The sequence below is a fragment of the Micromonospora sp. DT233 genome (assembly GCF_049841815.1).
Taxonomy (GTDB): Bacteria; Actinomycetota; Actinomycetes; order Mycobacteriales; family Micromonosporaceae; genus Micromonospora.
Genome location: NZ_JBNCLB010000002.1, coordinates 677798 through 697022, shown reverse-complemented (window position 1 = coordinate 697022; position 19225 = coordinate 677798). Strand labels below are relative to the sequence as shown.

Annotated in this window: 23 protein-coding genes; 14 read left to right on the top strand and 9 right to left on the bottom strand. The window is 72.1% G+C overall.

Annotated elements, in window-relative coordinates:
* Nucleotides 1-63: 63 nt before the first annotated feature.
* From ACLQ2V_RS07350 to ACLQ2V_RS07335, 4 genes are all read left to right on the top strand, one after another.
* On the top strand, nt 64-1365 hold the full coding sequence (locus ACLQ2V_RS07350; protein ID WP_425717591.1) for an MFS transporter: 1302 nt from the start codon (nt 64-66) through the stop codon (nt 1363-1365).
* Nucleotides 1366-1558: 193 nt separating this feature from the next.
* Nucleotides 1559-1915 carry a type II toxin-antitoxin system RelE/ParE family toxin gene (locus tag ACLQ2V_RS07345; RefSeq protein WP_425717757.1) on the top strand — a complete coding sequence of 119 codons (357 nt, stop codon included), beginning with the start codon at nt 1559-1561 and terminating at the stop codon, nt 1913-1915.
* A complete protein-coding gene (locus tag ACLQ2V_RS07340) occupies nt 1912-2232 on the top strand; it encodes a helix-turn-helix domain-containing protein (RefSeq protein WP_425717590.1) in 321 nt (106 codons plus the stop codon). Before ACLQ2V_RS07345 ends, ACLQ2V_RS07340 begins: the two co-directional genes overlap by 4 nt.
* Before the next feature lie 186 nt (nt 2233-2418).
* Nucleotides 2419-3270, top strand: a complete 852-nt coding sequence (locus tag ACLQ2V_RS07335; protein ID WP_425717589.1) for a menaquinone biosynthetic enzyme MqnA/MqnD family protein — start codon at nt 2419-2421, stop codon at nt 3268-3270.
* Between the two features lie 63 nt (nt 3271-3333).
* On the opposite strand, the gene ACLQ2V_RS07330 is transcribed toward ACLQ2V_RS07335, so the two are convergent.
* The 3 genes from ACLQ2V_RS07330 to ACLQ2V_RS07320 form a co-directional block, all read right to left on the bottom strand.
* The gene (locus tag ACLQ2V_RS07330) at nt 3334-3675 is read right to left on the bottom strand and encodes a hypothetical protein (protein WP_425717588.1); all 342 of its coding nucleotides are present in this window, start codon (nt 3673-3675) and stop codon (nt 3334-3336) included.
* Nucleotides 3676-3772: 97 nt separating this feature from the next.
* Nucleotides 3773-4717, bottom strand: coding sequence for a hypothetical protein (locus ACLQ2V_RS07325; protein ID WP_425717587.1), 945 nt, complete (start codon nt 4715-4717; stop codon nt 3773-3775).
* Nucleotides 4717-5697: a hypothetical protein gene (locus ACLQ2V_RS07320; protein ID WP_425717586.1), complete on the bottom strand. Its 981-nt coding sequence runs from the start codon at nt 5695-5697 to the stop codon at nt 4717-4719. Before ACLQ2V_RS07320 ends, ACLQ2V_RS07325 begins: the two co-directional genes overlap by 1 nt.
* Nucleotides 5698-6091: 394 nt before the next feature.
* Here ACLQ2V_RS07320 and paaA point away from each other — a divergent pair, with 394 nt between their 5' ends.
* The 5 genes from paaA to paaE are packed head-to-tail and all read left to right on the top strand — an operon-like array spanning nt 6092 to nt 9801.
* Nucleotides 6092-7171 (top strand): 1,2-phenylacetyl-CoA epoxidase subunit PaaA, encoded by a 1080-nt coding sequence (paaA, locus tag ACLQ2V_RS07315; protein ID WP_425717585.1) that lies wholly within the window; start codon nt 6092-6094, stop codon nt 7169-7171.
* Nucleotides 7168-7455 carry a 1,2-phenylacetyl-CoA epoxidase subunit PaaB gene (paaB, locus tag ACLQ2V_RS07310; protein ID WP_425717584.1) on the top strand — a complete coding sequence of 96 codons (288 nt, stop codon included), beginning with the start codon at nt 7168-7170 and terminating at the stop codon, nt 7453-7455. Before paaA ends, paaB begins: the two co-directional genes overlap by 4 nt.
* The gene (gene paaC, locus ACLQ2V_RS07305) at nt 7452-8177 is read left to right on the top strand and encodes a 1,2-phenylacetyl-CoA epoxidase subunit PaaC (RefSeq protein WP_425717583.1); all 726 of its coding nucleotides are present in this window, start codon (nt 7452-7454) and stop codon (nt 8175-8177) included. Before paaB ends, paaC begins: the two co-directional genes overlap by 4 nt.
* The gene (gene paaD, locus ACLQ2V_RS07300; protein WP_425717582.1) at nt 8171-8662 is read left to right on the top strand and encodes a 1,2-phenylacetyl-CoA epoxidase subunit PaaD; all 492 of its coding nucleotides are present in this window, start codon (nt 8171-8173) and stop codon (nt 8660-8662) included. Before paaC ends, paaD begins: the two co-directional genes overlap by 7 nt.
* Nucleotides 8659-9801 carry a 1,2-phenylacetyl-CoA epoxidase subunit PaaE gene (paaE, locus tag ACLQ2V_RS07295; RefSeq protein ID WP_425717581.1) on the top strand — a complete coding sequence of 381 codons (1143 nt, stop codon included), beginning with the start codon at nt 8659-8661 and terminating at the stop codon, nt 9799-9801. The genes paaD and paaE overlap by 4 nt, the downstream gene beginning before the upstream one ends.
* 27 nt (nt 9802-9828) lie before the next feature.
* Here the strand turns inward: paaE and ACLQ2V_RS07290 are convergent, their stop codons facing one another.
* On the bottom strand, nt 9829-10962 hold the full coding sequence (locus ACLQ2V_RS07290) for a Fic family protein (RefSeq protein WP_425717580.1): 1134 nt from the start codon (nt 10960-10962) through the stop codon (nt 9829-9831).
* A 60-nt stretch (nt 10963-11022) separates the two neighbouring features.
* Entirely contained in the window at nt 11023-11391 is a 369-nt protein-coding gene (locus tag ACLQ2V_RS07285; RefSeq protein WP_425717579.1) for a hypothetical protein, read from the bottom strand.
* 139 nt (nt 11392-11530) lie between these two features.
* On the opposite strand from ACLQ2V_RS07285, the gene ACLQ2V_RS07280 reads away from it, so the two are divergent.
* Both ACLQ2V_RS07280 and ACLQ2V_RS07275 read left to right on the top strand, forming a co-directional pair.
* Entirely contained in the window at nt 11531-12379 is an 849-nt protein-coding gene (locus ACLQ2V_RS07280) for a helix-turn-helix domain-containing protein (RefSeq protein ID WP_425717578.1), read from the top strand.
* Between the two features lie 7 nt (nt 12380-12386).
* Entirely contained in the window at nt 12387-12587 is a 201-nt protein-coding gene (locus ACLQ2V_RS07275; protein ID WP_425717577.1) for a DUF397 domain-containing protein, read from the top strand.
* A gap of 63 nt (nt 12588-12650) precedes the next feature.
* Here the strand turns inward: ACLQ2V_RS07275 and ACLQ2V_RS07270 are convergent, their stop codons facing one another.
* The 4 genes from ACLQ2V_RS07270 to ACLQ2V_RS07255 form a co-directional block, all read right to left on the bottom strand.
* Nucleotides 12651-13517: an ATP-grasp domain-containing protein gene (locus ACLQ2V_RS07270; protein ID WP_425717576.1), complete on the bottom strand. Its 867-nt coding sequence runs from the start codon at nt 13515-13517 to the stop codon at nt 12651-12653.
* A 156-nt stretch (nt 13518-13673) separates the two neighbouring features.
* A complete protein-coding gene (locus tag ACLQ2V_RS07265; protein WP_425717575.1) occupies nt 13674-14405 on the bottom strand; it encodes a hypothetical protein in 732 nt (243 codons plus the stop codon).
* Nucleotides 14402-15169 carry a peptidoglycan recognition protein family protein gene (locus tag ACLQ2V_RS07260; RefSeq protein ID WP_425717574.1) on the bottom strand — a complete coding sequence of 256 codons (768 nt, stop codon included), beginning with the start codon at nt 15167-15169 and terminating at the stop codon, nt 14402-14404. Before ACLQ2V_RS07260 ends, ACLQ2V_RS07265 begins: the two co-directional genes overlap by 4 nt.
* On the bottom strand, nt 15169-15342 hold the full coding sequence (locus ACLQ2V_RS07255) for a hypothetical protein (protein ID WP_425717573.1): 174 nt from the start codon (nt 15340-15342) through the stop codon (nt 15169-15171). Before ACLQ2V_RS07255 ends, ACLQ2V_RS07260 begins: the two co-directional genes overlap by 1 nt.
* A 129-nt stretch (nt 15343-15471) precedes the next feature.
* On the opposite strand from ACLQ2V_RS07255, the gene mqnC reads away from it, so the two are divergent.
* The 3 genes from mqnC to ACLQ2V_RS07240 all read left to right on the top strand — a co-directional run bounded on the left by mqnC (nt 15472) and on the right by ACLQ2V_RS07240 (nt 19215).
* Entirely contained in the window at nt 15472-16662 is a 1191-nt protein-coding gene (gene mqnC / locus ACLQ2V_RS07250; RefSeq protein ID WP_425717572.1) for a cyclic dehypoxanthinyl futalosine synthase, read from the top strand.
* 354 nt (nt 16663-17016) lie between these two features.
* Nucleotides 17017-17727, top strand: a complete 711-nt coding sequence (locus tag ACLQ2V_RS07245; RefSeq protein ID WP_425717571.1) for a demethylmenaquinone methyltransferase — start codon at nt 17017-17019, stop codon at nt 17725-17727.
* A 210-nt stretch (nt 17728-17937) separates the two neighbouring features.
* A complete protein-coding gene (locus ACLQ2V_RS07240) occupies nt 17938-19215 on the top strand; it encodes a geranylgeranyl reductase family protein (RefSeq protein WP_425717570.1) in 1278 nt (425 codons plus the stop codon).
* Nucleotides 19216-19225: the final 10 nt, after the last annotated feature.

Genomic DNA, 19225 nt, shown 5'->3' with positions numbered 1-19225 from the left:
CGGTAAGCGATCGCTGACGGCAGGGCATTGCCAGCGACAAGTGTGAAGGATTATTTTCGAAGTATGTCCTTCACGCCTGGGCGGTCGCGCTGGTCCGACGTCGGGCTCGCCACCGCGGCCCGGGGCGTATCGAGCTGCGGCGACTTCCTCGCGGCGAGCGCCCTCACCCTGGCCCTGCAGTCCGCCGGGGCGGGCGGGCTGGCCGTCTCCGGGCTGCTGATCGCGGCGACCCTGCCGCTGGTCGTCCTCGCCCCGCTGACCGGGCGGCTCGCCGACCGGGTGAGCTCCCGAACCCTGCTGATCGGGGCCGGCCTGGCCCAGGCCGCGATCTGCCTGCTTCTCGCGTACACGCGGCACCCGACCCTGGTCATCGGCCTGGTGGCGCTGCTCGCGGCCGGCCTCGCGGTGACCCAACCGGTGCTCTCCGCGCTGGTGCCGGCGATGGTGCGGCCGGCGGACCTGCCCCGGGCCAGCGCCCTCAACCAGACCGCCGGCACCCTCGGCGCGCTGGCCGGCCCCGCGCTGGCCGGCGTGCTGGTCGGCGGGTTCGGCACCCGCCTGCCGCTGCTCCTGGACGCGGCCAGCTACCTGGTCCTGGTCGCCGCCGGCCTGCTGATCCGGACCCGCCGGGGCGGTGCCCGCAAGACCGCCCCGACGACGTACGCGGGCGAACCGACGCGGCCCGAGGCGGCGACGGCGACGGGTTGGCGGCTGCGCCGCGATCCGCTGCTGTTCGCGATGGTGGCCTCCCTGGCCGGGGTGTTCGGCGCGGTGGGGGCGATCAACGTGATCGAGGTCTTCTTCATCCGGGAGACGCTGGGCAGCACCACCACCGTCTACGGGCTGGTCACCGGTGCCTGGATGCTCGGTAGCGTGCTGGGCGCGTGGGTGTTCGCCCCGCTGGCCCGCCGGATCACCGACGACGGCCGGCTGCTCGGCGCCGGCCTGTTCCTGCTGGGCGGCTGCTGCGTCGCGGTGCTGGTCTCCGCCGCCGTGCCGTCGGCCTGGGTGCTGATGCCGATCTGGCTGCTCGGCGGCGTGACCAACGGCGGGGACAACGTCCTCAACAACGTGCTGCTGGCCCGCCGGGTGCCGGAGGCGGCGCGCGGTCGGGCGTACGCCGTCTTCGGCTCGTCCGGGCAGGGGGCCTCGATGGCCGGGCTCGCCATGGGCGGCATCCTGCTGGAGCTGGCCGAGCCCCGACCGCTGGTGGCGCTCTGCGGCCTGGCCGGCACGCTGACGGTCGCCGCGTTCGCCGTCCCGGTCGCCCGGGCGGCCCGCGCGGAGCGCGCTGCCGCAGCCCGCCGGGACGCGGAGGCCCCGGGGGTGGGTGCGGGATTGGCCACTCCTGCGGCCGCCCGCTGAGGCCCGGGCAGGCCCCGGGGATACGGCCCCGGGGATACGGCCACAGCATGGCTTTTCGCGCCACCGCTCGGCCACCGGCGAGCCCTTCACGCCCTGTCTCCCGTGTCTTGCGGGCAGAGCGAGTCGTTGCACGAGCGGTCGAAGTTAAGAATACTCTTAACCAGGAGGCGGGTTAGTGATCTGGGAGATTTTGATGACCAGCGAGGTCGAGGAGTTCCTGGACGCTCTCTACGAAGCCGATCGAGAGTCACACCGGCTCGTCAATCAGGCCATCCTGGTCCTGGAGCACAACGGGCCAGCGGAAGGCCGACCCCTGGTCGACACCATCACCGCCTCCCGGCTTAGCAATTTGAAGGAGTTGCGACCGCCGTCAGCGGGGCGAGCCGAGGTCAGGGTTTTGTTTGTCTTTGATCCCTGGCGGTCTGCAGTGCTGCTGGTCGCCGGCGACAAGTCGGGCCGCTGGGATCGCTGGTACCGCGAGGCGATACCTGAGGCGGAACAGCGCTACGCCACATACTTGAAGGAACGGCAGGAGGAGGCAGGGGCATGAGTGGAACCAAGCGCTGGCGCGATACCGACCATCTGGATCGAGCGATCGATACCGCAGGTGGGAAGGAAGCCTTGGGCGCTGCCGTCGGTCAGATGCTCGACCAGGCGCGCGGCTGGCGCCTTGCGGAGCTGCGGAGAAGGCGCGATATGACCCAGGAGCAGGTGGCTGCTCGAATGGGTGTCTCGGTGGCGCGGGTCTCCCAGATCGAAGCCGGTGACGTCTCGACGCAGGAGGTGCTTGCCCGCTACGTCGATGCACTCGGTGGGACGCTGAAGTTGATCGCGGACTTCGGCGACGAGCAGCTCAAGGTTGCGTGACGGGCGCTGCTCGCGTGCGGCCTGGCCGGCACGCTGACGGTCGCCGCGTTCGCCGCCCCGGTCGCCCGAGCGGGCCGCGCGGAGCGCGCCGCCGCCCGGCGGGAGCAAGCGGCCCCGGGTGCGGGATTGGCCACTCCGGAGGTCGCCCGTTGAGCCCTCGGCGACGGGCGGGGATACGGTCGGAGCATGGCTGACCGCATCGCCCGCCCCCGGGTCGGACACATCCAGTTCCTGAACTGCCTGCCGATCTACTGGGGTCTGATGCGCTCCGGCGCCCTCATCGACGTCGACCTGCGCAAGGACACGCCGGACGCGCTGAGCGCCGCGCTGGTCGCCGGTGACCTCGACATCGGGCCGATCTCGCTGGTGGAATACCTGCGCCACGCCGACGAGCTGCTCCTGCTGCCCGACCTCGCGGTGGGCAGCGACGGCCCGGTGCTCTCGGTCAACGTGGTGTCGACCCGGCCGCTGGCCGAACTGGACTACGGCCGGGTGGCGCTGGGCTCGACGTCGCGCACCGGGGTGCTGCTGGCCCGGCTGCTGCTCGGCGAGCGGTACGGGGTGCGCCCCGAGTACTTCCGCTGCCCGCCCGACCTGACCCAGATGCTGCTGGAGGCCGACGCCGGGGTGCTCATCGGCGACGTGGCGCTGCGGGCGCTCTACGAGGCACCCGCCAAGGGGCTGGAGGTCACCGACCTCGGGCAGGCCTGGCGGGAGTGGACCGGGCTGCCGATGGTCTTCGCCGTCTGGGCGGTGCGCCGCGACTTCGCCGCCGCCCACCCGGGCCGGGTGAAGGAGGTGCACGAGGCGTTCCTGCGCTCGCGCGACCTCTGCCTGGCCGAGCTGGACCAGGTCGCCGACGCGGCGGCCCGCTGGGAGCCGTTCGACGCGGAGACCCTGGCGACGTACTTCCGGGCGCTGGACTTCTCGCTCGGCGGGCGACAGGTGGCCGGGCTGCGGGAGTTCGCCCGCCGGGCCGCGGCGATCGGTGAAGCACCGCCGCTGCCGGCTGACGGACCGATGATGTTCTCGAACTGACCCTGATGGGGACGGTGGCCCGTCGCCTGACTACGGACGCGGATGCGCCGAATCGCTGCTATTTCAGCTCTGGTGGTTCTGGTTCTGTGTGCGCGTCCGCGACAATGCAGCCGAAACCAGAGCCACGACGCCACCCGACCAGAGGCACATAGTTAATCCTAGAGCACAATAACGTATCATTGTCGTTGAATATTCACGATGAATGTGAGTTCGTCGATCCCACTGGTCGAAGCCTATCCACAGGCTGATGGTGAGGCTGCCAAAAAGGAACATGAGACAGCCTGCAAACGCCGTTCTTCCTAGCGCTGAAGGTTCGCTGCGGCGCCAAGCGACGATCGCTCCGACGGCCGAGACGCCGACGAAAGCGATCATTCCGATGCTGAGGATCAGGACGGAAAATTCCATGCGGTCACCTCGTCGGGTTGCCGGAGCGCAGGTCGCCGTAGCACGCGGGTCGCTCACCGGGGACCTGGAATCTTCGAGGCCTCCCGTGGGCCAGCCGCTATGGTGTGTCGCCGAGGACCGCTTCGGTGATCTTCTGGCAGTTCTTCATGCCGTACTCGTAGCCCATGTTGATCGGGTAGCGGACCATCACGCCCATCGTCCAGTTGTCGCCGATGGCCAGGCAGTTGATGTGCATCTCCTGCTCCCTGGTCCGGTCGATCCACCCGTTCTTGATGGCGATCTTCTTCCGCTCCGCCTCCGGGAACGCCTTGCGGATGCCGAAGTCACCGGCGCCCCGGACCAGCCGCATCTCCTTGATCAGCCACTTCGTCCACTTCGGGCCGGCCGCCCGGCCGTCGGCGATGCACGCGCCGAGGCGCGCGGTGTCGCGGGGGGAGAGGGCCGTACGGCTCCAGCCCCCGTCGGCCGCCACGCTGCTGTCGGTGGTCTTGCAGAGGGAGATCAGCCGCTTGATCGACGCGGCCCGGCCGACGGAGTTGTAGAACTGCTCGGCGCGGGTGTTGTCGCTGTCGCGGATGATCCGGGTGGCGTCGGCGAGCTTGGCGTCGCTCGGGGTCTGCCCGGCGTCGTCGGCGCGGCGCAGGTAGTCGGCGACGATCCACGCCTTGATCAGCGACGCGGTGGTGTTGGTCTCGTCCATGTTCTTCGAGCCGATGATCTTCCCGGTGCGGGTGTCCAGCACGCTCCACGCGTACCAGCCCTTGAGGTCCAGGTCGATCTGCTCGTCGGCGAACGGCAGCGGCTCCGGCGACGGCGACGGGCTGGCGGTGGGGGCCGAGCGCGAGCTGCGCCCCGGCGCGCTGTCGCCCGCGCGGTCGACCGGCGCGGAGGGGTCACCCCACTGGGCGACGGCCGGCGAGGCCAGCGGGGAGCCCGGCAGCAGCCGCAGCGACACCAGCACCAACCCGATCAGTACGGCGGCGACGGCGATCAGGCGCAGCGGCGAGGTGTCGCCGCCGCCGGCCCGGCGGCTGCCCGCCATCAGAGCTTCCCGACCGGCTGCTGCGGCACCTTCAGCGCGGCGCCCGGCTGCGGGGTGACGAGCTGGGTGGCCACGGAGGCGCAGACCTTCGCGCCGTAGCTCAGGCCGTTCTTCTGCGGGTAGCGCAGCATGACGGCGAGGCTCCACTTCTCGGTGACCGCGAGGCAGTTGACGTGCCAGTTCCCATCGTAGTTCAGCGGCGTCCAGCCGTTCTTGATGCTGACCGGCCCCTGCGCCTTGATCGAGGCCGGCAGGCCGTCGACGATGCCCCACTTGCCGCCGCCGGACTTCAGCTGCTGATCCTTGACGCTGCCCTGGACCTTGCTCATCTCGGTGAGCACCCACTTGGTCCACTTCTTCCCGGCCGCCTTGCCGCTGGCGATGCAGTCACCGAGCCGGACGGCGTCCCGGGGGGACATCCGGGTGAAGCTCCAGTAGCCCTCGTACCCGGCGACGTTGCCGCGCTTGGTGTCGGTGAGGCCACAGATGCTGATCGCCCGCTTGATCACCGGGCCCGGCTGGCCGTTCGGCAGCTTCGCGTACGAGCCGCCCGCCGCGCTATAGACGGCGTTCGTCGCGTCGTCGTTGCTGTGCCGGATGGCCGCGCTGGCCTGCTTCTTCAGCGTGGCGGAGGGCTCTTTGTCGCCGAGTTGGCGCAGGTAGTCGGAGACGATCCAGACCTTGATCATCGACTCGGTCGAGCTGGTCGAGGCCTTGTTCTTCGAGCCGGAGATGGTGCCGGTGGTCCGGTCCAGCAGGGCCCAGGAGAAGAACTCGCCGGAGAAGTTCACCGAGACCGGGCCGGCCGCCAGGGTGGGCGGCGGCGGGGCGGTCGGCTCGGGGGCCGCCACGCTCCCCGCGCCCCCGCCGGCACCGCCGGAGCCGTCGTCGGAGAGCCGGGCGTACGCGGCGGGAACCAGCATGGCGCCGCCGAGGAGGACCGCCACGACAGCGAGCACCATGGCCACGCGAGGTCGCATGAGTGGATGAGCTCCAGATGTCAGGGCCGGGGGGACCGGTCGTTTTCCGGAAGTGTCGGCCTGATCGCCGGGGCCCGGGGGAAGCGGCCGCGTGGGGCGTGGCGATCGTCGTCAGCCGATCGGGGTGACCGGCAGAGTCTACGTCCGGAAAGCCGCCGCGCCAGATTCCGCCACCCGCCGACGCGCCGTCGCGGCGGGGCAATGCACGGATACGCCCCGATTGGTAGCATTCACCTATCAAAAGTGACCCATGTCATAGCTGTGCCCGGCTGCCGGGCCCGAACCCCGCTGACGGGGGAGGCCGGAGCGCCGGAATGACGGCCGGGCGGGCGGGAGCGGGAAAACCTGTGACACCCCCTAGTGTCGATGGGGGCGAGCTGTAACACTTGGGGCCATGTATGGCAACGACTTCTCCGCCCCCGAGGACGCGCCCGGCGGTGGCCTGCTCGGCGAGGTGGAGGCGGCGGAGGCGGCGCTGCGGGAGGCGGCGTCCCGGCAGCGCGGCGGCGCCCCCACCGGGGCGGACGCCGACCTCGAGGCCTACTTCACCGACGTGATCGACGCCGACCAGAAGATCGAGCCGCGCGACTGGATGCCCGAGGCGTACCGCAAGACGTTGATCCGGCAGATCGCCCAGCACGCGCACTCCGAGATCATCGGGATGCAGCCCGAGGGGAACTGGATCAGTCGGGCCCCGTCGCTCAAGCGCAAGGCCATCCTGCTGGCCAAGGTGCAGGACGAGGCCGGGCACGGCCTCTACCTCTACGCCGCGGCGGAGACCCTCGGCATCGACCGGGACGAGCTGGTGCGGCTGCTGCTCGAGGGGCGGCAGAAATACAGCTCGATCTTCAACTACCCGACCCTGACCTGGGCCGACGTCGGGGTGATCGGCTGGCTGGTCGACGGCGCGGCGATCGTCAACCAGGTGCCGCTCTGCCGCTGCTCCTACGGGCCGTACGCGCGGGCCATGATCCGGGTCTGCAAGGAGGAGTCGTTCCACCAGCGGCAGGGGTTCGAGATCCTGCACACCCTGGCCCACGGCACCGAGGCGCAGAAGGCGATGGCGCAGGACGCGGTCAACCGCTGGTGGTACCCGTCGCTGGCCATGTTCGGCCCGCCGGACGGCGACTCCACCCACTCGGAGCAGTCGATGGCGTGGAAGATCAAGCGGTTCTCCAACGACGAGCTGCGCCAGCGCTTCGTCGACATGTGCGTGCAGCAGGCCGAGATCCTCGGCCTCACCCTGCCCGATGCGGCGCTGCGCTGGAACGACGAGCGCCAGGCACACGACTACACCCAGCCCGACTACGACGAGCTGATGCGGGTGATCAAGGGCAACGGGCCGTGCAACCGGCAGCGGATGGAGCACCGCCGCCGCGCCCACGCCGACGGGGCCTGGGTGCGCGAGGCCGCGACGGCGTACGCGGCCAAGCAGCGGCAGCGCGTGGAGCAGAAGGAGAAGGTGGCGGCATGAGCGCCGAGCAGAACCCGCTCTGGGAGGTGTTCGTCCGGGCCCGGCGCGGGCTGGCGCACAGCCACGTCGGCAGCCTGCACGCCCCGGACGCCGAGCTGGCCCTGCGCAACGCGCGGGACCTCTACACCCGCCGCCAGGAGGGCGTCTCGATCTGGGTGGTGCCGGCCGGCGCGATCACCGCGTCCAGCCCCGACGAGAAGGACGCCTTCTTCGACCCGGCGGCCGACAAGGTCTACCGCCACCCCACCTTCTACGAGGTGCCGGACGGGGTGGCCCACCTGTGAACGGCCCCTTCGACTTTGCCCTCGCCCTCGGCGACGACGCCCTGATCGCCGCCCAGCGGCTCGGGGAGTGGACCAGCCGCGCCCCCGAGATGGAGGAGGACGTCGCGCTGGCGAACATCGCCCTCGACCAGCTCGGCGCGGCCCGGCTGCTGCTGACGTACGCGGGCGAGCTGGAGGGCGCGGGCCGCGACGAGGACGCGCTGGCATACCTGCGCGACGACCGGGAGTTCCGCAACTGCCTGCTGGTCGAGCTGCCCAACGGCGACTTCGCGGTCACCATGGCGAAGCTGCTGCTGCTCTCGGCGTACCAGCTCCCGCTCTATACCGCGCTGGCCGGCTGCCCCGACGAGCGGCTCGCCGCGATCGGGGCGAAGGCGCGCAAGGAGTCGGCGTACCACCTCGACCACGCCGCGCTCTGGGTGCGCCGGCTCGGCGACGGCACCGCCGAGTCGCACCGCCGGATGCAGGCCGCGCTCGACGAGGTCTGGCCGTACGCCGGCGAGCTCTTCGCGCCGTTCCCCGGCGCGCCGATCGACCCGACCGCGCTGCGCGCCGAGTTCGACGCCGCCGTCGAGCCGGTTCTCGCCGAGGCCACTCTGACCGTGCCGGCGGGCGGCTGGGCCCCGGCCGGCGGGCGGGAGGGCCTGCACACCGAGCACCTGTCGTTCCTGCTGGCGGAGCTCCAGGTGGTGCACCGCGCCCACCCGGGGGCGAAGTGGTAGACGCCAGGCAGGCCGCGGCGGCGGTGGTGGACCCGGAGATCCGGGTGATCACCATCGACGAGCTGGGCATCCTGCGGGCGGTCGAGACCGATCGGGCCACCGGCCGGGTCACCGTGACCATCACCCCCACCTACACCGGCTGTCCGGCGATGGACGTGATCCGCGCCGACATCCGCCGCGCGCTCGCCGCCGCCGGGCACCCGGACGCCGAGGTCCGCACCGTCTACAGCCCGGCGTGGAGCACCGACTGGATCTCCGCCGCCGGCCGGGCCAAGCTCGCCGCCGCCGGGATCGCCCCGCCGGCCCCGGTCGGCACCGGGGGCACGGGCTCCGGGGGTGTCGTGCCGCTGACCCTCGCGGTCCGCTGCCCGCAGTGCGGCTCCCCGGAGACCGAGCAGGTCAGCCGCTTCGGCTCCACCGCGTGCAAGGCCCTGTGGCGCTGCCGTTCCTGCGCCGAACCCTTCGACCACCTGAAGGCGCTGTGACTGTCACGATCACCCGCCCGGTCCGCCGCCGGCCGGTCTTCCACCCGCTGCCCGTGATCGCCGTCGACCGGCTCACCGCCGACGCCGTGGCGATCACCTTCGGCGTGCCGCCGCAGCTGCGGGAGACCTACGCGTTCCGCGCCGGCCAGCACCTGACGGTGCGCCTGCCCGCCGGAGCCGGAGCAGGGCCCACCGGCTCCGCCGGGGCGGGCGGCGAGGACGTGCGGCGGTCGTACTCGATCTGCTCCACCCCCGAGGATCTGGCCCGGCACGGCCGGCTGCGGATCGGGGTGCGGGAGATCCCCGGCGGGGCCTTCTCCGCGTACGCCTGCGGGGCCCTGCGGCACGGCGACACCGTCGAGGTGCTGCCGCCGCTGGGGCACTTCACCACGGCGTTCGACCCGGCGCGGGCGCGCCGCTACGGCGCGGTCGTCGCCGGTTCCGGGATCACCCCGGTGCTCGCGCTGGTCGCCACCGCCCTGGCCGTCGAGCCGGCCAGCACCTTCACCCTGGTGTACGGCAACCGCACCGCGAACTCGGTGATGTTCGCCGAGGAGCTGGCGGACCTGAAGGACCGCTACCCGACCCGGCTGCACCTGGTGCACGTGCTCTCCCGGGAGCAGGGCGAGTCGCCGCTGCTGTCGGGGCGCATCGACACCGAGCGGCTGGGCCGACTGCTGGAGACGATCGTTCCGGGCGACGCCATCGAGGAGTGGTTCGTCTGCGGCCCGTACGGGATGGTGGTCGACGCGCAGGCGGTGCTGGCCGGGCGCGGCGTGCCGGACTCGGCGGTGCACACGGAGCTGTTCCACGTCGCCGAGGCCCCCGCGCCGCCACTGCGCCCCACGGAGCACGCCGGCACCGGCACGGAGGTGACGATCGTGCTGGACGGCCGGTCGTCGGCGTTCACGATGGGCCGCGAGGAGCGGGTCCTCGACGCGGCGCTGCGGGTGCGCGCCGAGCTGCCGTACGCGTGCAAGGGCGGGGTCTGCTCGACCTGCCGGGCGAAGGTCGTCGACGGCGCGGTGACGATGGCCCGCAACTACGCGCTGGAGCCCGACGAGCTGGCCGCCGGTTACGTGCTGACCTGCCAGTCCAGCCCCACCACCGACATCCTCACGATCGACTACGACGCCTGACGGCACGCCGGTCGCGCCCCGGGTTCTTCAGCGGTCGGCGGCGTACGGGTCGCTGATCTCCCTGGGGCGGCGTGCGGGCGCGGCGAGCTCGCGCAGCGTGGCCGAGGCGACGTAGTACCTGCCTCGGGTCTGCCCGTGCTGTTCGAGGAATCCCGCCTTGGTCAGGGCGCGAAGGTCACGGGTGGCCTGGTCGTCGGTGAGGGCCTCGTCGCGCTGGTAGACGGTGCGGCGCACCCGGCCGCCGGTCGCCGCGAGGTGGAGCGCGCCGACCACGCGCTCGGGAAGCCCGCGCTGGCGCACCCGCTCGTCGAGCAGTTCCCACAGGCGGGCGGCCTGGTCGAGGCGCTGCCGGACCAACTGCGCCTGTTGGTGGTGCGCGCTCAGGCAGAATCGGATCCACGGGCCGGCGTCGTTCGTCGGCTGCCAACTCTGGCCGCCGACTTCGGCCAACACGTCGTAGTAGGCGTAGGTGTTCCGGCCTGCGCCCAACCACTCCTCGATGGAGGAGAACTCGGGTGCGAGGACGCCGTCGCGGGCGAGGACCAGGGTGTGCAGGCACCGCGACATCCGTCCGTTCCCGTCGCGCCACGGATGGATCTTGACCAGGTTCAGGTGGGCCATCGACGCGCGCACGAGGAGCGGGCTGTCGGCGTTCCCGTCGGCAAGCCAGTCGATCAACTCGGCGACCAGGGTCGGCACCTCGTCGGCATCCGGCCCCGTGTAGACGCGTCGGCCGGTCTGGGCTTCGTCGACGTAGATGTCCCCAGGGCGGTATCTCCCCGGCCACTTGGTCAGCTCGTGCCGCATCATCATGAAGTGCAGGGCGTTGAGGAGCATGTGCTGCCAGTCGAACTCACGGGAGCGACCCAGTTGCTGCACGTAGGTGAGGGCGTCGCGGTAGCCGGTGATGACGTCCCAGGTGCCCGGACTGGTTTCCATCGGATCGTCCCCGGCCACCGCGGCGACGGCGTCGTCCAGCCCGACCTGGTACCCCTCGATCGAGTTGGACCCCTGGATCGCGTGGGCGATCAGGGACCTGCGGAGGTTTCTGATCCATCCGTGTGGCTGGGCGACCTGGTATCGAAGGGCCTCCCGCATGGCGTCCAACTCGGCGAGCACGCGCTCGTCCTCGCCGGTCAGCCGGGGCGTCGAGTACAGCATGTCGAAATCATGGACTCAGCCGACGCCGTGATCAGTTAGGCAGCGCGGGGATGGTGGCGGTCAGTCGCCGGGGCGGACCTGGGCGGTCCAGTAGGTCAGGTCGGAGCGGTGCTCGATGAGGACGACCGGCTCGCCGCAGGCTTCCTCGATCAGCTTGACCGCCTCGTCCAGGTACGCCGGCTGATGGTCCCAGTCGTCGTCGAGGAAGAGCTGCAGGCCGGCCCCGCTCCGGCCGTCGCCGAGCGCCTCGGCCGCCTCGGGCGGCACCAGCACGACGGTGTAGCGGGACGCCTCCCGCTCGGCCTCGGTCAGTGACGGTCGACCCGCGCGCCCGTCCCGACCGAAACGGGCGATCACCGAGGGGATCGGGCCGGGCGACTCCGCCGGGTCGTGCGGTCGCAGCCAGGTGGGCTGTGGGTACGTCTGCATCGCCAACTCCCGGGGTTCGGTGACAACGGATAGCAACGTTGCCTGCCATGGTTGCGTTCGGACGGCCCGGAGCCAATACTCAACGCCACGACGCGTGTCGTCAGAGTGACGACTAGCGGGAGTCGACCGGAGGAACGGCATGGCGAAGCCCAATCTCCCCACCGTCGTCGGGCGCGGCCTCGGCGGCGAACTGCGCGAGTTGCGCAAGGAGCGCGGGCTTGCCCTGCGCCGGGTGTCGACCCGGCTGGGCTGGCAGCCGTCCAAGCTGTCCCGGATGGAGAACGGCATCCAGGGCATTCCCGCCGCCGACGTCGCCTCCCTGCTGGTGATCTACGGGATCACCGGCGAGGAACGCAAGCGGCTGCTCGGGATGGCCGAGCGGTCGGCCGAGACCGGCTGGTGGGAGGCGATCGGTGGGCTCTCCGAGGAGTCGCGCACGCTGATCCGGCTGGAGGCGGAGGCCGCCGAGATCGTGAACTGGGAGCCGCTGCTGGTGCCGGGCCTGTTGCAGACCCCGGACTACGCCCAGGCGGTGATGGTCGGCTGCGGGGTGCCGGCCGACGAGGCGCACGGGCGGGTCGCGGCCCGGCTGGGCCGGCAGGCGATCCTGAGCCGTCCCACCCCGCCCACGCTGCACGCACTGCTCGATGAGGCGGTGCTGCGCCGCGCGCTCGGCGGCCCCCGGGTGATGGCCCGCCAGCTCCGCCACCTGGCTGAGGTGGCCGAGCGTCCCAACGTGACGCTGCGGGTGGTGCCGCTCGCGGTCGGCGGGCACACCGGCCTGGACGGCTCGTTCGCGCTATTCGACTTCCCGCGCAACCGGTCGGTGGTCTATCTCGACCACAAGCTGACCGGGCTGTTCCTGGAGGAGGCCCCGCAGGTGGCGCACTTTCGGCGGGAGGCGGATAGGCTCAGCGAGGCGGCGTTGAGCCCCGTCGATTCGTTGGAGCTGGTCGCGCGGTGCGCGACGGAGTACGAGCGGGAGTGAGCCGAGCATGAACACCCCTGAGCTGACCGGCGCGAGCTGGCGCAAGTCGACCCGCAGCGGCTCGAACGCCAACTGCGTGGAGGTGGCCGAGTCGGCCCGGGTGATCGGCGTACGGGACTCGAAGGACCCGGCCGGGCCGGTGCTGGCCTTCGACCGGCGGGCCTGGACCACCTTCGTCGCCGCCCTGCCGGCGCGTCTGCAGGGATGAGCGCCGGGTAGCCCTCCGAGCCGTGGGTGAGCCAGGCTCGCGCGCCCTTCGCAGAGATCGCGTTCAGGTCAGCATCGGGGTGAGCAGGCGCGCCGGGTCGACGGTGGTGGGCCGGTCGCTGACCTGGCCGTCGCCCAGCTCGATCACCCGCCACCGCCCGTCGTCGCGCAGCCCCAGGTCGACCGTGACGAAGTGCAGTCCCAGCCCGGCCACCAGTGGCGCGACGGCGGTCAGGGCGGGGTCGACGGCCGGGTGCCGGTCCGGGGTGTCCGGGTGCGGGCCGACCAGCACGCACCGGCCGTCCCGCCACCAGGTGCGCACCTCCGCCGAGGTGAAGCGCTCGAAGCGGCGCAGCACGAAGCCGCCGACGAAGTCGTCCTCGCGGAGTTGGCGGAACCGGTGGGCCACCGACCAGGCGGCCTCGGCGTCGGCCAGGTCGGGGATGAAGGCCGCCTCGTCCCAGTGGTGCTTCATCGACTTGCAGTAGTCGCGGAGCACGGCCGGGCCGTCCCCCAGCGCGGTGCGGGCCCGGTCGAACGCGTCCCGCCCGTCGCCGACGGTCCAGGTCGTGGTCGGCGTCACCGGCTTCAGCGCCGCGTACCAGCCGGGTAGTTCGTGCGCCCGGCGGTACTGCTCGGCGTCGGTGCGCAGGGTGACACCGCGCGCGGCGAGCGCGTCGGCGAAGGCGGCGTACCGCTCGGCGCGGAGCATCCAGCCCCGGTAGAGCGCCTCGGTGGGCTCGCCCTGCGCGGGCGGGCGGGGCAGGGCGGCGTCGACGTCGCCCCGGACGAGCGCGTCGTGGTCCACCACCCAGACCGGCACCCCGGCATCCCGGGCGCTCGCCGCCTCCGGGGCGAAGTGCGCGTCGGGGCGGCGCGGCCGCGACGGATCGCCGGGCACCACCAACAGCACTCCGCGATCCGCGCCCATCCCCACCCCTCAAGATCCGAGCATTTTCCCTGAAGATGCTGGCTCAGCGCGCGTCGAGGCAGCATTTTCCCTGAAGATGCTCGGATCTTGAGGCCCCGGAGGGGCGCCCGGGGGGCCCGGAGGGGCCCCGGGCGGGGGAGGGGCAGGACGGGGGGGTCAGGAGGACGGGGGCTTGACCTGGCCGTCGAAGGCGATGCTGCGCCAGAGGTCGAACTGGCGGTCGTTGCCGACGATCGGGTTGCCGACCAGCGCGACGGCGGCGTACACCTCCTCGTTGTTGCTGAGCGGGCGGAAGTAGCCGGCGCCGATCAGGGCGATGCCCCGGCCGGGTGACTGGATCAGCTTCATGTCGTCCTTCCAGAGGTCGAGCGGGGGTGTCTGGGTCAGGCTGCGGGCGCGGGCGATGAGCGCCTGCGCGGTGGCCTGCACGGCGTCGTAGCGGTCCGGGAACGCGGAGCGCTGCACGCCCTGCGCCACCCGCCCGGCGGACCAGCTCGGGTTGGCGGCGGCCAGCGGGATGGCCCGGACGAAGAACGAGTTCGCCGCGTACGACACGTTCATGATCTGTGCGGGGGTGCCCCAGCCCTGGGAGGGGCGCTGCTGGAACACCCCGAGGGAGTCGCGGTCGCCGCAGGGCAGGTTGTTCATCCGCGACTCGACCCAGCCGGCCTCGAAGCCGGCGAGCAGCACCCGCTCGGTGGCCGACAGCCCGGTGGCGACCTGGAGGACGGTGGTCAGGACGGCGTCGTCGGCGGTGGCCGGAACCGACGAGCAGGCCGCCTGGGCGGGCTCGGCGGAGGCGGCCTGGGTCAGCGCGACGCCCGTGGCGGCCAGGGCCGCGCCGGTGGAGGCCAGGGCGAGGGCCTGGCGACGGGAGTACGTGGTCATGCCGACGGGGGCTTGACCTGGCCGTCGAAGGCGATGCTGCGCCAGAGGTCGAACTGGCGGTCGTTGCCGACGATCGGGTTGCCGACCAGTGCGACGGCGGCGTACACCTCCTCGTTGTTGCTGAGCGGCCGGAAGTAGCCGGGGCCGACGAGGGCGATGCCCCGGTTGGTGGACTGGATCAGCTTCATGTCGTTCTCCGAGAGGTCGGGGGGCGGGCTGCCGGCGAGCTGCCGGGCCACGTCGGCGCGCATCGAGTCGAGATTGATGAAGGAGGGGTCGATCTTGCCGCTGGTGCTGGTCTCCCGGTGGCCCCGGGCGTGGCTGGCGTCGCGGCCGAGCCGCCGCAGCACGGCGGCGGTGGCGAGCACCGACGCGCTGTACTGGGCGCTGGTCATCTCCTGGTTGACGCCGTTGTAGTCGATCTCCCAGCCGACCATGAGGGTGTTGCCGTCGCCGGCCGGGATGGGGCCGCTGCCCCGGCTGGTGCCGGCGTGGTTGGCCCGTCCGCCCGAGATGACGTGGAACACGCCGTGGTAGTCGACCAGCGCCTGGCAGAGCGGGCCGGGCAGGTCGGAGCGGCCGTTGATGCAGATGTTCAGGGCCGGGTGCGGGTTGGCGGCGCTGGAGGTGGCCGCGGTGTGGTGCCAGAGCACGCCGATCGGGGCGAACGAGCTGCCGGCCACCCGGCCGAGCCAGTTGCCGTGCTCGACCACCGTGACCCCGGCGCCGCGCAGCACGTCGGCGAGCCAGGGGATCGTCGCCATCAGCGTTCCAGCAGGTCGGCGAGGCACTCCGGGGCGGGGGCGGCCGTGCCGGCGGGCGCGGCCTGCGCGGCCGCCGGGGCCAGGATCAGGCCGCCGGCCACCAGCGGGACCAGCCCGAGGAGGGTACGCCGGGGGACCGGGTGTTTCGGGGACGGCGGGGATTCATTGATCATCAGCACATCGTAAGACGTCAATGTCGATACGGTAACCCCAGCTTTTCCGCCCGGATCGCGGGGTGCAGCGCGTCACGCCGACGGCGCACCCCGAGGGTCGGCGCGGCTGGTCGGCGTACCCTCGGGGACGTGACGGTGAGCCGGGAGATCGACGACATCCTGCAACGCGGTGCGGACGGCGGGCGGATCACGCCCGAGGAGGCCCTGCTGCTCTACACCGAGGCGCCCTTTCACGCCCTCGGTGAGGCGGCCGACGCCGTGCGTCGGCGGCGCTACCCGGACAACATCGTGACGTACCTGATCGACCGCAACATCAACTACACGAACGTCTGCGTGACGGCGTGCAAGTTCTGCGCGTTCTACCGCGCGCCCAAGCACAAGGAAGGGTGGACCCACCCGACCGAGGAGATCCTGCGCCGCTGCGGCGAGGCGGTCGAGCTGGGCGCCACCCAGGTCATGCTCCAGGGCGGCCACCACCCGGACTACGGCGTGGAGTACTACGAGGAGCTCTTCTCCTCGGTCAAGAAGGCCTACCCGCAGCTCGCCATCCACTCCATCGGCCCGAGCGAGATCCTGCACATGGCCAAGGTCTCCGGCGTCAGCCTCGACGAGGCGATCGCCCGGATCAAGACCGCCGGGCTGGACTCGATCGCCGGGGCCGGCGCCGAGATGCTGCCCGAGCGGCCCCGCAAGGCCATCGCCCCGCTCAAGGAGTCCGGCGCGCGTTGGCTGGAGGTCATGGAGCTGGCCCACCGGCAGGGGCTGGAGTCGACGGCCACGATGATGATGGGCACCGGCGAGACCAACGCCGAGCGCATCGAGCACCTGCGGATGATCCGCGACGTGCAGGACCGCACCCGCGGCTTCCGGGCGTTCATCCCGTGGACGTACCAGCCGGAGAACAACCACCTCAAGGGGCGCACCCAGGCCACCACCCTGGAATACCTGCGGCTCGTCGCGGTGGCCCGGCTCTTCTTCGAGACCGTGCCGCACCTGCAGGCGTCCTGGCTGACCACCGGCAAGGACGTCGGTCAGCTCGCCCTGCACCTCGGCGTGGACGACCTCGGCTCGATCATGCTCGAGGAGAACGTGATCTCCTCCGCCGGTGCCCGGCACCGCTCCAACCTGCACGAGCTGATCGGCATGATCCGCTCGGCGGACCGCATCCCGGCCCAGCGGGACACCCTCTACCGCCGGCTCGCGGTGCACCACACCCCGGCCGACGACCCGACCGACGACCGCGTGGTCTCGCACTTCTCGTCCATCGCCATGCCCGGCGGCGGGGCCGGCAAGTCGCTGCCGTTGGTCGAGGTCAACTGACCGACCGCGCACCGACGAGCACGCTGGGCGAGCGCCTACCGGCCGGTCGGCCGGTGGGTCGCTCGGCGGTACGGACAGAACTCCCCGGCCTGTCGGACCTGCTGTGCGTTCCGCCGCCCGGAAGGGTCGCGCCCGCAGGCCACCGGTCGCTAGCCTCCCTCGCAACGAGGTACGAGGCTCGTCCTCCATCGGCCCGTGGGGGCCGTTCACATAACGCGTTGCAGCGAGGGCGGGATGGGCGACCATCCCGCCCGCACTGTCGTACCGGCCGGCTGACCGTTTGTGCCGATGCCCAGGCGACGGCCGCCGCGCCCCGGCTCGGGACGGCGGGGCGGTGGCTGGCAGAGTGGAGGGGTGAGCCGTACCCCGCAGGGCCAGCGCGCCAGCCTGGACAAGCAGCCGCACGAGGTCGCCGCGATGTTCGACGGCGTGGCGGCCCGCTACGACCTGACCAACACCGTCCTGTCGTTCGGGCAGGACCGGTCCTGGCGACGGGCCACCCGGGCGGCGCTGGGGCTCGGCCCCGGTGACCGGGTGCTGGACGTCGGCGCGGGCACCGGCGTCTCGACCGAGGAGCTGGCCCAGTCCGGGGCGTACGCGGTCGGCGCGGACCTCTCCCTGGGCATGCTGGGCGCGGGCAAGCGCACCCGCCCGGCGGTGCCGCTGCTGGCCGGGGACGCACTGCGGCTGCCCTTCGCCGACGCCAGCTTCGACGCGGTGACCATCTCCTTCGCGCTGCGTAACGTCTCGGACACCGACGCGGCGCTGCGCGAGCTGGCCCGGGTCACCCGCCCCGGCGGCCGGCTGGTGATCTGCGAGTTCAGCACCCCCGTCAACCCGGCGTTCCGGACGGTCTACCTGTCGTACCTGATGCGCTCCCTGCCGGCCGTGGCCCGCACCGTCTCCAGCAACCCGGACGCGTACGTCTACCTCGCCGAGTCGATCCGGGCATGGCCGGACCAGCCGACCCTGGCGGCGCGCATCGGGGCCGCCGGCTGGGGCCGGGTGGCCTGGCGCAACCTCACGGGCGGCGTGGTCGCCCTGCACCGCGCGACCCGCGCCTGACCGGTTCTGATCGGTGGCCCCGCGCCGCGCCGCCCAAGTGGCCCCGCGCGGCGCCGCCCAAGTGGCCCCGCGCCGCGCCGCCCGATGTGGACTCGGGCCTCCGACCTCGGCGAGTTAGGCTCACCTAACCGGGCGGGTGCGCAGCGCCGGTCATAGACTTCATCCGACCAGCTTGTGAAGGATTTCACGAGCGTGCCGGAGGAGGCGCAGATGACCACCGTCGAGAACGACGCCGACGTCATCGTCGTGGGCGCCGGCCCCGGTGGCTCGGCCACGGCGTACCACCTGGCCCGGCACGGTGTGCGGGTGCTGCTGCTGGAGAAGACCGAGTTCCCCCGGGAGAAGGTCTGCGGCGACGGGCTGACCCCGCGCGCGGTCCGGCAGCTCATCCGGATGGGCGTGGACACCTCGCCCGAGGCGGGCTGGCTGCACAACCGGGGCCTGCGGGTGATCGGCGGCGGCGTCCGGCTGGAGCTGGACTGGCCCGACCTGGCCAGCTTCCCCAACTACGGCCTGGTCCGCACCCGGCTGGACTTCGACGACCTGCTCGCCCGGCAAGCCGTCGACGCGGGGGCGGAGCTGCGCACCGGCGTCAACGTGCTCGGCCCGGTGCTCGACGCCGACAACCGGGTCGTGGGCGTCGAGGCGGAGGTCGGCCCCGGCAAGGAGCCGGCCAGCTTCCGCGCCCCGCTGGTGGTCGCCGCCGACGGCGTCTCCGGCCGGTTCCCGCTCAGCCTCGGGATGGCCAAGCGCGAGGACCGTCCGCTCGGGGTCGCCGTGCGGCGGTACTACCGCTCGCCGGCCAAGCACGACGACGACTACCTGGAGTCCTGGCTGGAGCTGCGCAGCAAGGCCAGCGGCGACAACCTGCTCCCCGGGTACGGCTGGATCTTCGGCCTCGGCGACGGGCGGGTCAACGTCGGCCTGGGCGTGCTCAACTCGTCCAACGCCTTCGGCAAGACCAACTACCGGCGGCTGCTCACCGACTGGCTGGCCAACACCCCCGAGGAGTGGGGGATGACCGACGAGACCAACGCCGACGGGCCGATCCTCGGCGCGGCGCTGCCGATGGGCTTCAACCGGGTGCCGCACTACGCGCGCGGCGTCATGCTGGTCGGCGACTCCGGCGGCATGGTCAACCCCTTCAACGGCGAGGGCATCGCGTACGCGATGGAGTCCGGCGAGCTGGCCGCCGAGGTCGCGGTCCAGGCCCTCGCCCGGCCGGCCGGCGCCGAGCGGGAGCGGGCGCTGATGGCGTACCCGCAGGAGCTGAAGACCCGCTTCGGCGGCTACTACCGGCTCGGCGGGATCTTCGTGAAGCTGATCGGCCGCCCGGAGATCATGCGGATGGCCACCCGGCACGGGATGCCGCACCCCCTGCTCATGCGCTTCGTGCTCAAGCTGCTGGCCAACCTGACCGACCCGCGCGGCGGGGACGCGATGGACCGGGTCATCAACGCGATGACGAAGGCGGCACCCGCCGTGTGAGTCTGTCGGG

Excerpts from the sequence above, each read along its gene's own strand:
- ACLQ2V_RS07255 (WP_425717573.1), bottom strand. The coding sequence starts at position 15,342 with ATGATCAATGAATCCCCGCCGTCCCCGAAACACCCGGTCCCCCGGCGT.
- ACLQ2V_RS07350 (WP_425717591.1), top strand. The coding sequence starts at position 64 with ATGTCCTTCACGCCTGGGCGGTCGCGCTGGTCCGACGTCGGGCTCGCC.
- paaA (WP_425717585.1), top strand. The coding sequence starts at position 6,092 with ATGTATGGCAACGACTTCTCCGCCCCCGAGGACGCGCCCGGCGGTGGC.
- ACLQ2V_RS07325 (WP_425717587.1), bottom strand. The coding sequence starts at position 4,717 with ATGGCGGGCAGCCGCCGGGCCGGCGGCGGCGACACCTCGCCGCTGCGC.
- ACLQ2V_RS07340 (WP_425717590.1), top strand. The coding sequence starts at position 1,912 with ATGAGTGGAACCAAGCGCTGGCGCGATACCGACCATCTGGATCGAGCG.
- ACLQ2V_RS07265 (WP_425717575.1), bottom strand. The coding sequence starts at position 14,405 with ATGACCACGTACTCCCGTCGCCAGGCCCTCGCCCTGGCCTCCACCGGC.
- ACLQ2V_RS07275 (WP_425717577.1), top strand. The coding sequence starts at position 12,387 with ATGAACACCCCTGAGCTGACCGGCGCGAGCTGGCGCAAGTCGACCCGC.
- ACLQ2V_RS07240 (WP_425717570.1), top strand. The coding sequence starts at position 17,938 with ATGACCACCGTCGAGAACGACGCCGACGTCATCGTCGTGGGCGCCGGC.
- ACLQ2V_RS07345 (WP_425717757.1), top strand. The coding sequence starts at position 1,559 with ATGACCAGCGAGGTCGAGGAGTTCCTGGACGCTCTCTACGAAGCCGAT.
- ACLQ2V_RS07290 (WP_425717580.1), bottom strand. The coding sequence starts at position 10,962 with ATGCTGTACTCGACGCCCCGGCTGACCGGCGAGGACGAGCGCGTGCTC.
- ACLQ2V_RS07335 (WP_425717589.1), top strand. The coding sequence starts at position 2,419 with ATGGCTGACCGCATCGCCCGCCCCCGGGTCGGACACATCCAGTTCCTG.
- ACLQ2V_RS07285 (WP_425717579.1), bottom strand. The coding sequence starts at position 11,391 with ATGCAGACGTACCCACAGCCCACCTGGCTGCGACCGCACGACCCGGCG.
- ACLQ2V_RS07320 (WP_425717586.1), bottom strand. The coding sequence starts at position 5,697 with ATGCGACCTCGCGTGGCCATGGTGCTCGCTGTCGTGGCGGTCCTCCTC.
- ACLQ2V_RS07270 (WP_425717576.1), bottom strand. The coding sequence starts at position 13,517 with ATGGGCGCGGATCGCGGAGTGCTGTTGGTGGTGCCCGGCGATCCGTCG.
- ACLQ2V_RS07280 (WP_425717578.1), top strand. The coding sequence starts at position 11,531 with ATGGCGAAGCCCAATCTCCCCACCGTCGTCGGGCGCGGCCTCGGCGGC.
- ACLQ2V_RS07330 (WP_425717588.1), bottom strand. The coding sequence starts at position 3,675 with ATGGAATTTTCCGTCCTGATCCTCAGCATCGGAATGATCGCTTTCGTC.
- paaB (WP_425717584.1), top strand. The coding sequence starts at position 7,168 with ATGAGCGCCGAGCAGAACCCGCTCTGGGAGGTGTTCGTCCGGGCCCGG.
- ACLQ2V_RS07260 (WP_425717574.1), bottom strand. The coding sequence starts at position 15,169 with ATGGCGACGATCCCCTGGCTCGCCGACGTGCTGCGCGGCGCCGGGGTC.